General features: G+C 72.1%; 11 protein-coding genes. 8 read left to right on the plus strand and 3 right to left on the minus strand.

What is annotated here, in order from left to right; genetic code table 11:
- Window positions 1–135: 135 nt before the first annotated feature.
- The 3 genes from ACIGAQ_RS00310 to ACIGAQ_RS00320 all read left to right on the plus strand — a co-directional run bounded on the left by ACIGAQ_RS00310 (window position 136) and on the right by ACIGAQ_RS00320 (window position 2,453).
- Window positions 136–741 (plus strand): YdbC family protein, encoded by a 606-nt coding sequence (locus ACIGAQ_RS00310; RefSeq protein ID WP_311688399.1) that lies wholly within the window; start codon window positions 136–138, stop codon window positions 739–741.
- 134 nt (window positions 742–875) lie between these two features.
- A complete protein-coding gene (locus ACIGAQ_RS00315) occupies window positions 876–1,535 on the plus strand; it encodes a histidine phosphatase family protein (RefSeq protein ID WP_311688398.1) in 660 nt (219 codons plus the stop codon).
- Window positions 1,536–1,547: 12 nt separating this feature from the next.
- Complete coding sequence (locus tag ACIGAQ_RS00320) at window positions 1,548–2,453, plus strand: ADP-ribosylglycohydrolase family protein (RefSeq protein ID WP_399778023.1); 906 nt, start codon at window positions 1,548–1,550, stop codon at window positions 2,451–2,453.
- Between the two features lie 520 nt (window positions 2,454–2,973).
- Here the strand turns inward: ACIGAQ_RS00320 and ACIGAQ_RS00325 are convergent.
- Window positions 2,974–4,524, minus strand: a complete 1,551-nt coding sequence (locus tag ACIGAQ_RS00325) for an MFS transporter (RefSeq protein ID WP_311688396.1) — start codon at window positions 4,522–4,524, stop codon at window positions 2,974–2,976.
- A 187-nt stretch (window positions 4,525–4,711) separates the two neighbouring features.
- On the opposite strand from ACIGAQ_RS00325, the gene ACIGAQ_RS00330 reads away from it, so the two are divergent.
- The 3 genes from ACIGAQ_RS00330 (at window position 4,712) to ACIGAQ_RS00340 (ending at window position 6,810) form a co-directional block, all read left to right on the plus strand.
- Window positions 4,712–5,329, plus strand: a complete 618-nt coding sequence (locus ACIGAQ_RS00330) for a TetR/AcrR family transcriptional regulator (protein WP_399778026.1) — start codon at window positions 4,712–4,714, stop codon at window positions 5,327–5,329.
- An 81-nt stretch (window positions 5,330–5,410) separates the two neighbouring features.
- Window positions 5,411–6,112, plus strand: a complete 702-nt coding sequence (locus ACIGAQ_RS00335) for a ribonuclease HII (RefSeq protein ID WP_362278310.1) — start codon at window positions 5,411–5,413, stop codon at window positions 6,110–6,112.
- Between the two features lie 68 nt (window positions 6,113–6,180).
- The gene (locus tag ACIGAQ_RS00340) at window positions 6,181–6,810 is read left to right on the plus strand and encodes a hypothetical protein (protein ID WP_399778028.1); all 630 of its coding nucleotides are present in this window, start codon (window positions 6,181–6,183) and stop codon (window positions 6,808–6,810) included.
- A 298-nt stretch (window positions 6,811–7,108) separates the two neighbouring features.
- On the opposite strand, the gene ACIGAQ_RS00345 is transcribed toward ACIGAQ_RS00340, so the two are convergent.
- Both ACIGAQ_RS00345 and ACIGAQ_RS00350 read right to left on the minus strand, forming a co-directional pair.
- Complete coding sequence (locus tag ACIGAQ_RS00345; protein WP_311688392.1) at window positions 7,109–7,723, minus strand: hypothetical protein; 615 nt, start codon at window positions 7,721–7,723, stop codon at window positions 7,109–7,111.
- Window positions 7,724–8,066: 343 nt separating this feature from the next.
- Window positions 8,067–10,232 (minus strand): RecQ family ATP-dependent DNA helicase, encoded by a 2,166-nt coding sequence (locus ACIGAQ_RS00350; protein WP_399778030.1) that lies wholly within the window; start codon window positions 10,230–10,232, stop codon window positions 8,067–8,069.
- A gap of 142 nt (window positions 10,233–10,374) precedes the next feature.
- Here ACIGAQ_RS00350 and ACIGAQ_RS00355 point away from each other — a divergent pair, with 142 nt between their 5' ends.
- Entirely contained in the window at window positions 10,375–12,090 is a 1,716-nt protein-coding gene (locus ACIGAQ_RS00355; RefSeq protein ID WP_399778032.1) for a DUF4192 domain-containing protein, read from the plus strand.
- Window positions 12,091–12,815: 725 nt separating this feature from the next.
- Complete coding sequence (locus ACIGAQ_RS00360) at window positions 12,816–14,738, plus strand: glycogen debranching N-terminal domain-containing protein (protein WP_399778034.1); 1,923 nt, start codon at window positions 12,816–12,818, stop codon at window positions 14,736–14,738.
- The last annotated feature ends 148 nt before the right edge of the window (window positions 14,739–14,886 follow it).

Below are 14,886 nucleotides of genomic sequence, written 5' to 3' on the forward strand. Positions count from 1 at the left end.
CGACCCGCCCGTTCGCCCCAACTGCCGGGCGCTCACGACTGTTTGTCCATCCTGCCACGTGCGCGGGTGCCCGCGGGGCGGAGCGGTCCAGCCGAGAGTGACCGGCGCCACGCTCCCTGGCCTTACCATGGCGCGGTGCTGGTCAAGTGGATTCGCTGCACCGTGGTGGACCGCCGCGGGTTCGAGCGGGGGCAGCGGAAGTGGGCGGGGCTTCTGGGGGAGCCGGGGTTTCGCGGGCAGGGGGGTGGCTGGAGCCGGGGAAGGCCGGACGTGGCGCACATCTTCGCGTTCTGGGAGAGCCGCGCCTTCTACGACTCGTTCATGGCGAGGTCCCACGACCGGCTCGCCTCGGCCCAGTCGGGCACGTTCAAGGACGCCCGCGTCAGGCTCTTCGACTACCGCTTCGACGTGAAGACCGGCTTCGAGCCGCGCTTCACGGACGCCGACCTGCTGCGCGTCGCGCTCTGCCGGGTCCACGAGGAACGGGCCGAGCACTTCGTGCTGATGCAGGAGAAGGTCTGGAATCCGGCGATGGCCGGCTCGCCCGGCATGGTGCGCGGGCTGTTCGGCGAGGCACCGGGCCACGAGTACCTGGTGCTGTCGATGTGGCGATCGGCCGCCGAACACGGCAAGTACCGGACCGAACGCGTGGAGCGGCTCGCCCTGCGAGCCCAGACGGAGGCGGACGTCGCGGCGCTGACCGGTGCGATCGTCGACATGGAACCGAGCTGGACGGTCTGAACGAGGCACGGCGTCATCGAGCGACCCGGCCGGTGGCCCCGAGCGGGGGCGATGTGGGGGGAATCCGTGTGACCTACGCTGTATGAGTACCGTCCGGGTGCTCGGCGGGCCCTCACCCGATCTAGGGTTTTGGCATGGCACGACCACGGCGCATCGTCCTTGTCCGGCACGGCGAGTCAACGGGCAATGTTGATGACTCCGTGTACGAGCGTGAACCCGACCACGCCCTGGCCCTGACCGACCGCGGTCGACGGCAGGCGGAGGCGACGGGCGAGCAGCTACGAGCACTGTTCGGCGACGAACGCGTCAGCGTCTACGTCTCCCCGTACCGGCGCACCCACGAGACGCTGCGCGCCTTCGGCCTCGACCCCGCTCTGATACGGGTACGGGAGGAGCCCCGGCTGCGCGAGCAGGACTGGGGGAACTGGCAGGACCGCGACGAGGTCCGCCTCCAGAAGGCCTACCGGGACGCGTACGGCCACTTCTTCTACCGCTTCGCCCAGGGGGAGTCCGGCGCCGACGTCTACGACCGGGTCGGCGGCTTCCTGGAGAGCCTGTTCCGCAGTTTCGAGGATCCCGGCCATCCCCCGAACGTGCTCATCGTGACCCATGGGCTGGCCATGCGACTGTTCTGCATGCGGTGGTTCCACTGGACGGTCGCCGAGTTCGAGTCGCTCTCGAATCCCGGGAACGGCGAGGTGAGGATGCTCGTTCTGGGAGACGACGGCAAGTACACGCTGGACCGGCCGTTCGATCGCTGGCGGGATCCCGAGCCGTACGGGATCTCCGGATAGAGTGGCAGGGCGATGACCGCTGACTTCTCTCCCGACGTGCGCCTGGACCGCGCCCTGGCCGCTCTGCGCGGACTGTCCGTCGGGGACGCCCTGGGCTCCCAGTACTTCGTGCCGGTGAACTACCCGCTGCTCAAGCGCCGCGAGCTCCCGCCCGGGCCCTGGCAGTGGACCGACGACACGGAGATGGCGGCTTCCGTCGTCGCCGTGCTGGCCGTCCACCATCGCATCGACCAGGACGCGCTCGCCCGGTCCTTCGCCGAGCACCACGACTTCGACCGGGGGTACGGCCCCGCGGTCAACCGCCTACTGCGGCTCGTCCGGGAGGGTGGCGACTGGCGCGAGCTCGCCGCCGCGCTCTTCAACGGCCAGGGGTCCTGGGGCAACGGCGCGGCGATGCGCATCGCCCCGCTGGGCGCCTGGTACGCGGACGATCCCGAGCAGGCGACCCACCAGGCGGAGATCTCCGCGTACACCACCCACCAGCACCGCGAGGCCGTGGTCGGTGCCATGGCCGTCGCCGCGGCCGCCGCGTTCGCCGCGGCGCCGGGCGGACCGCCCAGCGCCGAAGCGCTCCTCGACGGCGTGATCGATCTGGTCCCCAAGAGCGCGGTGGGCGCAGGGCTGCGCCGGGCCCGGGACATGCTCGACTACGGCGATGCCGCCACCGTCGCGGCGGTGCTGGGCTGCGGCCGGCGGACAACGGCCCACGACACCGTCCCCTTCGCCCTCTGGTCGGCCGCGAGAGGTCTCGGCCACTACGAGAAGGCGTTCTGGACGACCGCCCAGGTCGGTGGGGACGTCGACACGACCTGTGCCATCGTCGGAGGCGTGATCGCCGCGGGGAAGGCGGGGGCGCCGCCCGCCGCGTGGCTGGAGAGAACCGAGGGGCTTCCGGACTGGGTCCCGACGTCGGTCTAGCGCGAAGCGCTCAGGGCCTGGGGCGTAGGGCCCGGCTTGTGTGCCTGTCGCAGGCCCGCAGACCGGAGTGCTGCCCTGCCGGCGTTGTGCAGTGCCCTGCGGTTGTCCTCCCGGTGTCGTGAGCTTGCCTTGCGGCCGTTGTCCCGACACCGTGGGCTCGCCTTGCCGCTGTCTGCTGTCTGCTGTCTGCTGTCCGCTGTCCGCTGTCCGCTTGGCGCCATGCGCCCGTCCGGCCGCCGGTATCTGCGAACTCTGCGTATACCTCGGGAACTCTCCGTGACCGCCCGGTCGTTGTCCTGACAACTGCTGCGCGCGGTGCCAGGGCGCGTGGTGCCGGAGATCCGTGCCGGCGCGCGAAGGGGTGATCATGAAGGCGTTGCTCGTGGTTCTGCTCCACTGCTGGGGCGCTGTCGTACACCGTCGCGCGACGCGTCCGGTCGTGAACCGGCCCGACCGCCGCCGGCAGGCCCGTTTCGGTCCTGCCGGCGAGGCGCCGAGGCCGGTCCGTGCAGGACCCGCGTCAGCCCACCCCCGGCCCGGCCGATCCCGCCAGTGCTTCCAGGTCGCTCTTGCGGACCTGAATGACCAGCCAGGCCGTGACGACGGCCAGGACGGCCATCGCGGCAGCCGGGATGAAGGCCGCGGAGATGCCGTGGGCGAGTACCTCGTGTCCCCACGGCGCGGGCAGCTGATGGGTGCTGGCGAACTCCGCCTTCTGCTGGGCGGAGCCCTCGGCCATGAACTGCGGAAGCTGCTTCTCCGCCTCGTTCCTGGTCGCCGTGCCGAAGACCGTCGTCAGAATGGACAGACCCAGCGCTCCGCCCACTTGCTGTGTGGCGTTGAGCAGGCCGGACGCGGCGCCCGCCTCGTGCTGGGCGACACCGGAGACGGCGGTGAGGGTCAGCGTCACGAAGTTGAGCCCCATGCCGAAGCCGAACACCAGCATCGGACCGAGGACACCGCCGACGTACGAGCTGTCCGAGCTGATGAGCGCCTGCCAGGCCAGCCCGATCATCGCGAGCGCCGAGCCCACGACCATGAAGGGCTTGGGGCCCAGCACCGGCAGGAACCGCTGGGACAGACCGGCCCCCAGAGCGATCACGACCGTCACGGGCAGGAAGGCCAGCCCTGCCTCGATCGGGGTGTATCCGAGCACGTTCTGCACGAACAGCACGATGTAGAAGAACATCCCGAACATCGCCGCGGCCAGGCTCAGCATGATCACGTAGGTGCCCGAGCGGTTGCGGTCGGCGAACATCCGCAGCGGGGTGATCGGCTCCTTGGCACGCGACTCGATGATCGCGAACGCCACCAGCAGGACCACCGCGGCGGCGAACGACCCGATGGTGAGGCTGTCCCGCCAGCCCTCGTCCGCCGCGCGTATGAAGCCGTAGACGAGGGAGGCCATACCCGCGGTGGAGGTCACCGCTCCCGCGATGTCGAAGCGGCCGGAGTGCCGCTCGGACTCGCCGATGTAGAGCGGGGTGAGGACGGCGATCAGCACGCCGATCGGCACGTTCACGAAGAGCACCCACCGCCAGTCGAGCCACTCGGTGAGCATGCCGCCCGCGAGCAGGCCGATGGCGCCGCCGCCGGCCGAGACGGCGGCGAAGACACCGAAGGCCCGGTTGCGTTCCGGCCCCTCGGGGAACGTGGTGGTGATGAGCGCCAGCGAGGTGGGCGACGCGATCGCGCCTCCCACGCCCTGCAGGACGCGTGCGGCCAGCAGCTGCCAGGGTTCCTGGGCGAATCCGCCGAGCAGCGAGGCAAGGGTGAACAGCAGGATGCCGGTCATGAAGACCCGGCGGCGGCCGAGGATGTCACCGGCGCGGCCGCCGAGGAGCAGCAGACCGCCGAAGGTGAGTGTGTAGGAGCTGACGACCCAGGTGAGGTCGGTGGTGCTGAACTCGAGCGCGTCTTGAATGTGCGGCAGCGCGATGTTCACAATCGTCGCGTCGAGTACCACCATGAGTTGGCAGGCCGCGATGACCGCGAGCGCGATGCCGGGATGTCCCTCCCGGCGGGCCGCACCTGGCTTCTTCTGGTCCTTGAGCAATGGAGAGGTTGTCACTATGGGTCCCCCACGAGTGCCTTAGTGAACGCTCGCGTTCACTGTCGCGTCAACGGTAGTGAGTCCCCCACAGTGAACGCAAGCGTTCACTTACGGTGGCGTCGTTCGGCACATCCCCCTGTGGTGTCGTCCGGCGCGCCCCCCATCCCCGGAATCCCCGCTTCCTCTGCTCGTTGGAGAGAGTCCGATGGTTACCCCGAGCTGGGCGGATGCCCCCGCTCAGACGGCCCGCCGCCGCGGCGCCGTGCTCGAACGCGCGATCCTCGACGCCGCGCTGGACCAACTCAGTACCGTCGGCTGGAACGGCCTGACGATGGAAGGTGTCGCCGCCGGCGCCCAGACGGGCAAGGCCGCGGTCTACCGGCGCTGGCCCTCCAAGGAGGACCTCGTCGCCGACGCGCTGCGGGCCGGCCTGCCGCAGTTCGACGAGGCGCCCGACGAGGGCGGCGTGCGTGAGGACCTGCTGGCTCTGTGCCTGCGGGCCCGTGACGCGATGTTCTCCCGTCCCGGGTTCGCGCTTCGCTCGGTGATTCACGAATGTGACACGACCCAGGCCGAGCGCTTCCACGCGGTCATCTTCGAGGGCGTGGTGGAGCCCACCATCAAGATGCTCCGGGAAGTGATCGAGCGTGGCATCAGGCGCGGAGAGGTGCGCCCCGACGCTGCGAACGGGTATGTCTTCGACGCCCTCCCGGCCATGATGATGTACCGCTCCAAGATGTGCGGCTGCGAATGGCGGGACAATGAAGTCGAGGAGATGATCGACCAGTTGATGGTTCCGCTGCTGCGGCCTGACGGCTCCTGACACGAGTCGGTGAGGGGCCGGGCGCCGCAAGGCGGGCCAGGGTGTCGCGGGCGGTTCGGGGCGGCGTAATCTAGGGGCGCCATGCCGTACGAACCGCCTACTCACACCGTCGAGCGCTCCCTTCGAGCCACGACCGGAGCGAAGATCGTTGCAGGTGTCGACGAGGTGGGGCGCGGCGCGTGGGCCGGTCCCGTCACCGTCTGCGCGGCGATCACCGGACTCCGCCGCCCGCCCGAGGGCCTCACGGACTCGAAACTGCTCACCATCAAGCGACGCACCGAACTCGCCGAGACGCTGCGCACCTGGGTGACGTCGTACGCCCTGGGACACGCCTCCCCGGAGGAGATAGACGATCTCGGCATGACCGCCGCCTTGCGGCTGGCGGCCGAGCGTGCCCTGAACGCACTGCCGGTCCGTCCCGACGCCGTCATCCTCGACGGCAAGCACAACTATCTCGGTGCGCCCTGGCGGGTCCGTACGGTGATCAAGGGCGACCAGTCGTGCGTGGCGGTCGCCGCGGCCTCGGTGATCGCCAAGGTTCAGCGCGACAAAATGATGGCCGAACTGGGTATCGACCATGCAGACTTCGGTTTTGCGGACAACGCCGGGTATCCCTCACCCGTGCACAAGGCCGCACTGGCGGAGCGGGGCCCCACCCCCTACCACCGTCTGTCGTGGGCGTATCTTGATGCGCTGCCCCAGTGGCGGCACCTCAAGAAGGTCCGCAGCTGGGCGGACGGAAGTGTTCCGGAAATCGAGGGTCAGCTGGGCTTCGATTTCTGACGGTTTCGTTCGCACGCATGCGCCACCCGCCGACGCGGGTCGTACCAGCGTTTGATAAATATCAACTCATGCCTCTCATTCCCGAGGAGCCTCAGATTCACGAGAGTGCCCAGGGTCCCCGCGCCACTCCGGCCAGCGGCCGTACCGCGCCGACCCCCCGTCCCGTACCCGGCCCCCGTCCCGCGGCTCCGTCGCGTCCCGGTCGTCCCGGGCCTCTCAGGCCCGCACCGCCGGTGCAGCGAACCCCGCGTGACGTGGCCGCCAAGCCCGCTCCGTCGGGCCCCGACGCCGGTGCCGCCGCCCCGGCCGCGCCGCAGATCCAGCTGATCCCCGCTTCCGTGGAAGGCGCGCTCGACGCCGCCGAGGAGGCCGTGGACCTGCTGCTGGACTCCGGTCGTGCCCCCGGCGACATCCTGGTGATCACGACCGGCGAGCAGCACCCGTGGGCCACCCACGAGCTGTCCTTCGGTGAAGCCTCCTACTGGGCCCAGCACGACGCCCGCGACGACGTCTTCTACACGGACGCCACCGTCGCGGCCCGTGCCGCGTCGCGTCCGGTGGTCGTCGTCGCCGTCAACGGCGGTTCCGAGGCCGCGGCCGCGAGCGCGCTGGCGTTGGCCCACTCCCGGGCCAACGCCCTGCTGATCGTGTGCGGAGACCCGCAGCGCATCAACGCGGTGCTCGGCGCGGGCGTCTGAACCGGCGCCGCGGCGCCCACCAGGGCGCCGGCGACTGACCCAGGACGCCGATTCGGCGGCTTCGCACGGCGGGCGGTTCAGCCTGCCTCCAATGCGGAACGCCTGGGCGCCGAGGACGAGTGCTGTCGCACGGACCGGGTGGCGCAGAGTCGTGCCGCCGGCTCGTCGTACCCGGTGTCTTCAGGTCGACCCGCGTGTCTGCGCCGGGGAGCCCGGAGCCCGGAGCCGGGTGCCGAATGCGGGGTGAGCCGCGCCGTGAGGCGCGGCCCGGGCCGGGCGCACGTGCTCGGGCGGGGCCTCAGCGAGCCGCCGCTGCGCGGCGCAGTATCTCGGAGGCCGCGCCACCGGTACGCGGCTGCGGTGGCGGCGCCTCCGACGTGGCGAACGGCTCCGGCGCCGAGGCGGAGTGCGGGCGGCGTCCGCCACGGTCCTCGCCCAGGACCTGCCAGCCGTCACGGGTCAGCGTGATGTACGCCCCGCACCGCAGCCCGTGCAGGGTGCAGGCGTCCCGCAGGCCCCACATCCACGCACCGTCCTCCTCCGTCCAACGCGCGTCGCCCTCACGGCAGTAGAGCAGCACCGCGGTGCGCACCGGTGTGCGGCGCCGCAGGTCGTGCGGGATGATGCGGCGCAACTGCGCCAGCAGCACGTTGCGGAACATCCAGCCGTCGGCCGGGGCCGGACGGCGGACGAAGGAGGCGCTCGCCCGCAGCCGCTCGTCCGGGTCGAGCACGGCGATGACGGCGGTCGCCGGCTGCGGATGATGCCGGGCGTGCAGTCCGCTGACCACCTCGCGGGGGCTGCGCAGCAGGGGGATCCCCGCAGCGGCCCATTCCGCGGGTTCGAGCAGGCGGTTGGCGGAAGCGGCGGATGTCGACGCCGCTGCCGAGGCCGGAGCGAATCCGAAGGTCACGGTCCTCCCTTCGGCTACGCGCCCACACTGCGGGCGGGGTCGGATTCCTGGGAGCGCGCACCGCAGGGAAGCCCTACCGGGCGGCGGACGAGCCGTGCGGGGAGCGGACCTCAATTCTTCCTGTCGAACTTGAATGCGGCAACGAGCAATTGAGGCAGCCGACCGTTATCAGATGATGCGCGGCTAATATCCCCACCCCGTGTGTCGTCGAGCCACCCATGGGGCGTTCGAGCACGACACGTTCGTACGCCACGGGGGCGGGTGGCGTCCAGAGGCGTGCGCGAGGAGGCGCGGGACCCGCCTTGTGCGCGCGCCCGCAGGGCGGGTGACCGGCGGAGGGCCGTCAGCCCTGGACGGCCAGCACCAGCGGCAACACCCCCTGCGCCCCGGACCGCCGGAGCAGGCGGGCGGCGACTGCCAGGGTCCATCCGGTCTCCGTGTAGTCGTCCACCAGGAGGACCGGGCCTTGGGCCTCGGCGAGGACGGCGGCCAGGGCGTGCGGCACGGTCAGCGTCCCGTCGAGTGCCTTCAGCCGCTGGGCGCTGTTGCTGCGGGGACCCGGATGTGTTTCACCTGTGTACTCAACCGCCCCCAGCAGCGGCAGCCGGCCGACCTCCGCGATGCGGGCTCCCAGGGAGTGGATCAGCCGGGGCCGGGTGCGGGACGCCACGGTGACCACGCCGACCGGACGCGGCGGGGCGTCCGAGGATCCGGAGGCCCAGCCGCCGGGGCCTCTGGCCCAGTCGGCCAGCACGTCCACCACGGCTTTCGACACGTCGTCCGGTACCGGCTCGTCGGGTGCCTGGGGCGCGAGCAGGGGCCGGAGCCGGTTGCCCCAGCCGATGTCGGACAGACGCCCCAAAGCCCGTCCCGGCGCGGCCTGTTCGCCGGCCGGGATGCGTCCCTTGAGGTCCACTCCGATCGCCGGCAGACCGGTCGGCCACATCCGGCGCGGTTCCACCTCCACACCCGCGCGACCCAGGTCCACGCGCGCGGCGTCGAGCGCCTCCACGGACGTATCGGCGGTGAAGCGCGGTCCCGCGCAGTTGTCACAGCGGCCGCACGGTTTCGCGGCCTCGTCGTCCAGCTGGCGCTGGAGGAACTCCATGCGGCAGTCGGTCGTCGACGCGTACGCGCGCATGGCCTGCTGCTCGGCCTCGCGCTGCCGCGCCACCCACGCGTAGCGCTCGGCGTCGTAGACCCAGGGCTGCCCTGTCGCGATCCAGCCTCCCTTGACCCGCTTGACCGCGCCGTCCACGTCCAGGACCTTGAGCATCGTCTCCAGGCGGGAGCGGCGCAGTTCGACCAGGGGCTCCAGGGCGGGCAGCGACAACGGCTTCTCCGCGCGGGCGAGGACGTCGAGCGTGCGGCGCACCAGATCCTCCGACGGGAAGGCGAGCGACGCGAAGTACTTCCAGATCGCCTCGTCCTCCTTCCCCGGCAGCAGGAGTACCTCGGCGTGCTCGACCCCGCGTCCCGCGCGTCCCACCTGCTGGTAGTAGGCGATGGGGGAGGAGGGCGAACCGAGGTGCACCACGAAACCCAGGTCGGGCTTGTCGAAGCCCATGCCGAGCGCGGAGGTGGCGACCAGCGCCTTCACCTTGTTGGCGAGCAGATCCTCTTCGGCCTGCTGGCGATCGGCGTTCTCCGTCTTGCCCGTGTAGGAGGCGACCGTGTGCCCGCGCTGCCGCAGGAAGGCCGTGACCTCCTCCGCGGCGGCCACCGTGAGCGTGTAGATGATCCCCGACCCCGGCAGGGCGTCGAGATGCTCGGCGAGCCACGCCATCCGGTGCGCGGCGTCCGGTAGCCGCAGCACGTTCAGGCTCAGGCTGTCCCGGTCCAGTGGACCCCGCAGCACGAGGGCGTCCGAGCCGCCACCGGTGCCGAGCTGCTCCGCGACGTCGGCCGTCACGCGAGCGTTCGCCGTGGCGGTGGTGGCGAGGACCGGCACCCCGGGCGGCAGGTCGGCGAGCATCGTGCGCAGCCGGCGGTAGTCCGGCCGGAAGTCGTGGCCCCAGTCGGAGATGCAGTGCGCCTCGTCCACCACCAGCAGTCCGGTGGCGGCCGCGAGCCTGGGCAGCACCTGGTCCCGGAAATCCGGGTTGTTGAGCCGCTCGGGACTGACCAGCAGGACGTCGACCTCACCCGCGGCGATCTCTGCCTGGACGGCCTCCCACTCCTCGGTGTTGGACGAGTTGATCGTGCGGGCGTGGATGCCGGCGCGGGCCGCCGCCTCGACCTGGTTCCGCATGAGGGCGAGCAGCGGGGACACGATCACCGTCGGACCGCTGCCTCGCGCCCGCAGCAGCGAGGTCGCCACGAAGTACACCGCGGACTTGCCCCAGCCCGTCCGCTGGACGACCAGGGCGCGGCGCCTGTCGGCGACCAGCGCCTCGATCGCCCGCCACTGGTCCTCGCGCAGCCGGGCCGCTCCTGATGCGTCCCCGACGAGACGGGTGAGGACGGCGTCGGCCGCCGCCCGGAGATCCGCGTTGCTCGTGTGCTCCATGCGTTCCATACAACAGGACGGCGGTGACAGTCGGCGCGGTGCCTGTGGACAGCGGTCACCGCGCCGGCCTGGGTGACGTGTCCCTGCTTGAAGTTATCCACAGGACAAAGCGGAGCTTTGAATTCCGCGAGATCGTCTTCGCATGACGAACCACGGCGAAACCACTGGATCCTCCGAAAACGGCGACATCGGCGCGTCCGGGACACACTCCGCGCACGCGGCGGGCGCACGGGGAGACGGGCAGGAGATGCGGGCGGGCGACGGCGCAGGGCCGCGCCTCCCCGGCCAGGCGTACGGAGGTCACGGCGCCGAGCACCAGGTCACCCTGCGCACGCCGGCGGAACTGGCCGACGCCCTGCCCTATCTGCTCGGGTACCGACCGGAGGACAGCATCGTCCTCGTCGCCCTGCACGACAAGGACGGCCACGGACGGTTCGGGGGCCGGGCCCGGCTCGGTATCCCCGCCCATGAGGACGACTGGCCGTCCGCCGCCCGGCAACTGGCCCACGGCCTGGTGAAGGGCAGCGAGCGCAGAGGAGCCCGGCCCGAGTCGATGGTCGCCTTCCTGTGCCAGGAGCCGGAGAAGGGCCTGACCGGCCGCCAGGTCATGGAGCGGCTCAGGCCCCTGGCCCAGAGGCTGCGCGTCGAGTGCGGTTCGCTCGACGTGGTCGTGGTCGAGGCCCTGTGCATCTCGGAAGGACGCTACTGGTCGTACTGCTGTGACAACCCGGTCTGCTGCTCGCCCGAGGGAGCGCCCATGGGCCTGCCCGGCACATCGGTGCTCGCCGCCGCTGCCGCCTACGCCGGAATCCAGGTCCGCGGCACGCTGAAGGAACTGCGGGCCCGCCTGCAGCCCTGGGAAACGGCGAGCGCCCTGCAGCAGGAGGCCGCTCTGGACGCCGCGAGCATGGCGCTCGTCCCGCGCATCCTGGACGACGCCGGCCGCACCGAGGTCGCCGACGAGACACTCGACCTCGCCGAGCGGATGCTGGACCGCCTGGCCGGGACGGAGCCCGTCTCCGGCATGCTCCTTGCGGACCTACGCGACGACGAACTGATCGGGCACGACGAGGCCGCCCGGCTGATCCTCGGCCTCCAGGACCGCTCGACCCGTGACCGCGCCGCCGAGTGGATGGAGGGTGACGAGGCCGCACGCGCCCTGCGCCTCTGGCGGACCCTCGCCCGCCGCTGCGTCGGACCCTACGGCGAACACGCCGCCGCACCGCTCACCCTGGCCGGCTGGGTGGCATGGTCCACCGGCGACGAACTGGAGGCACGGGAAGCCCTCGCCATGGCCCTGGCCGCGGACCCCGACTATCTCTTCGCCCGGCTCCTGCACCAGGCCTGCAACGAAGGGCTGGAGCCGGAGTCCATCCGCCGCTGCCTGCGAGCGGAGCGCGCCGGGCGGGGACGGGCGGTGGCCGCCGGGGCGGATGTCAGGGCGGAGGACTTGCGAGGGCGGGAGGCAAGCTCGGGGGCTTCAGCGGTCGAGTCGGTCACCGCGGAGACCGGCGAAGCGCCGCAAGGGGCCGACTCGGAACCCGCGCCCGCGACGGCTACCGCTCGCCGGCGCCGCCCCCGGCTCGCCGGAGGGACCCCCGGACGTACCCGCGCAACCGACCGTGATCCGAGCCCGCGGACGTCCCACCGGCATACGCCCACGGCTCCCGCACGCCCTGCCGGTGCTGCCGAAGCCGCCACGCGCCCGGGCCGCGCGGCATCACCGAACTCCGGGCGGCCGGGGGCCACGCGTACCGGCAGCACACGTGCGCGTGGGGTGCACAAGGCGGTCCTGCCCAGCCAGGACACGGGACAGGACGGCACCCGTCCCGGCCCAACGGTGGAGGGGGACGAGTGAGTGCCCGGGCGGGCGTGGCGGTCCGAGCGGTCCGGATGCTCCGAGTGGTCCGGACGCTCCGAGCGGTCCGGGGGGTCCGGGCGGGCAAGGGGCAAGGGTCGGGGCGTGACTCCGACGACGTCCCCACCGTTCACCTGAGTGGCGGAGCGCCCGGACCGGCTGTGACGCCGCACTGCCCCTGCCCCGTCGGAGCCCTTCGGCGCCGAACCCGATCGAGGCGCACAGAGCGCAGAGGAAGCCTTCCCATGCACCAGCCGACTCCGCCCTCCGCCGCCGACGACGGTCCCTTCCTGGGCGTGCCTTCGACATCCGCCGAACCCGAACCCGAACACGAGCTGGAGCTCGCGCCCACGTGTGAGGCTGTGCCCTGGCCAGAGCCAGAGCCAAATCCACGGCCAGAGCCAAATCCAGCGCCGGGAGGACCAGCACTGGGAGGACCAGCACCGGGAGCGCCGAGCCAGGGGCCGGGGCCGGGCGCGCTCTCGCCGAGTGACACCGCCGCGCCCCCACGCTCAGCGGCCCCACTCGACGGCTTCGGACCCCGACTCCCGGGCGGTGCCGTCCCCGGCTCACCGTCGGCCCAGGGCCGCGCCCCGACCCCCACCGGACAGGCGTCCCCACCGCTGCGCCGCGGGGCCACGGGTCAGGCGCCCCCACCACCTCCCCGTGGGGCCACGATTCCCGGACTGCGCTGGTCCGCCGACCTGCCGCCCGCCCACGCGGTGATGATCTGTGTCGCCCTTCCCGGCCTGGCCATCTCGTCGAGGGAGGAAGGGCAGCTGACCGGGAGCGGACTGGAGGGCTTCTACCGTGCCGGCCGACGTGTGCTCTCACGGTGCGAGATCCGGGTGGCCGGGCGAGAGCCCCTCGCGGTGCAGTCCCGCATGATCGCCGCCGACCGCGCCCGCTTCGTGGGCACGCTCCGCACGTCCCCACAGGCGGGGCCGGACCCGGACGTCGTCGTGGAACGCAACCGCTACGCGGACGGCACCGAGCGGATCACGCTGCACAGCGCGGCTTCCCGTCCGCTGCGGCTGCCGGTCGAGGTGGCCCTGGGCACGGACCTCGCCGATCTCGGGGCGATCGCCTCCGGTAAGGCCGGTCCCGAACTTCCCGCCAGCGTCCACGACTCCGGCCTGCGCTGGTCCAGCGCCACCGGCAACGCGTCCGTCACGGCCGCACCGCCTCCCTCGGACGCGCTCGCCTCGGCCGGGCTGCTGCGCTGGGAACTGAACCTGCCGCCGGGCGGCAGCAGAAGCGTGGAACTGCGGGTGCGGCCGGACGGTGCCGGTCCCCTCCGGGCCGTGGGCCGCGTGGCGACCAGCCCTCTGGCCGCGGCCCGCGCGGAAGGCGACGATCCCACGGCCGCCGCCCTGCTGCGGACGAGCATCGAGGACCTCCAGGCCCTCCTGCTGCGGGACTCCGCCCATCCCGCCGACACCCATCTCGCGGCAGGGGCTCCCTGGCGCTGTGGTCTGGCCCCGGCCGACGCGCTCGTCGCCGCCCGCATGGCCCTTCCCCTCGGCACCGGTCTGGCCGCAGGGACGCTCCGGATCCTCGCTCGTACCCAACTCATCGCCCCTGGACGGCACTTCGGGATGATCCCCGGCCCACGACGGGACGCCGGTCCGCTCCTCCCGCCGCAGTGCACCGGCACCGAGGCCACGCTGCTCTTCCCGGCCCTGCTCGCCGAGGCCCGCCGCTGGGGCCTCCCGGATCAGGAGACGGAGGCCCTGCTGCCCGCCGCCGAACGGTGTCTGACCTGGTTGCTGGCCACCGCGGGCGACGACCCGTACCTGCGCGACCCGCACCCGGGCGGTCTCACCCGCTGTGAGACCCAGGCACACGCGCACCGTGCCGCGCTGCTCGGTGCCGACCTGCTCGACGCCTGCGGACGCCCGGGCGGGGAGGGACTTCGGCAGTGGGCACAGGCGTCACGGACCGCGTTCCGGAAGGACTTCTGGGTGGACGACCTGGGAGGCGGAAGGCCCGCGGTGGCCCGCGCTCCGGACGGCAGACCCGTGCCACACCTGAGCTCGGCCGCAGCCCACCTCCTCGATACCGGCCTCCTGGGCGGAGGAGCCATGGCCCCGGCACTGCTCGACAAAGTGCAGACCGAGCACCTCGCCCGGCTCCTCGGCAGCCCGGTCATGGACTCGGGCTGGGGCCTGCGCGGACTCGGCGCGAAGGAACCGTGTTTCAACCCGTTCGGGCACCGCGCCGGAGCCGTGCGGGTCCAGGAGACGGCACTCGCCGTCGCGGGGCTGGCCGCCGCGGGGTACGAGAAGGAGGCGAGTGCGCTGCTGCGCGGCGTCCTCGCGGCAGCCGCGTCCTTCGACCACCGTCTGCCCGAGATGTACGCGGGGGAGCAGCGCACGGAAGGCGGCACCCCCCTCCCGCACCCCGCGGCCTGCCGCCCCGCGGCCACCGCCGCGGCCGCCGGGGTCCTGCTGCTGACCACCCTCGCCGGCATCCGCCCCGACGCCCCGGCCGGGACGGTCACCCTGAGTCCCGTGCGAAGCGCCCCCCTCGGCGAGATCGGCTTCACCGGACTGCGCGTGGCCGGTGCACCGTTCTCCGTGCGGGTCGGCCGACTGGGCCTCGCCATGGTCGAAGAGGCGGCCGACGGACTGCAACTGGGCGTGTGACCTGGCACGACCTGTCATCTTCGGACTCGCGGGCACAGACAGCCGAGCCCGTTGTGGACCCGAGTGGATCAGTAAGGAACCAATAGTGGATCAGTAAGCGAAGCGATCGGCGAAGGGAGTGTTTATCGTCAGGCAGACGACTATGATC

Source organism: Streptomyces sp. NPDC085932 (genome assembly GCF_044540525.1).
In the GTDB taxonomy this organism is placed as follows: Bacteria; Actinomycetota; Actinomycetes; order Streptomycetales; family Streptomycetaceae; genus Streptomyces; species Streptomyces levis.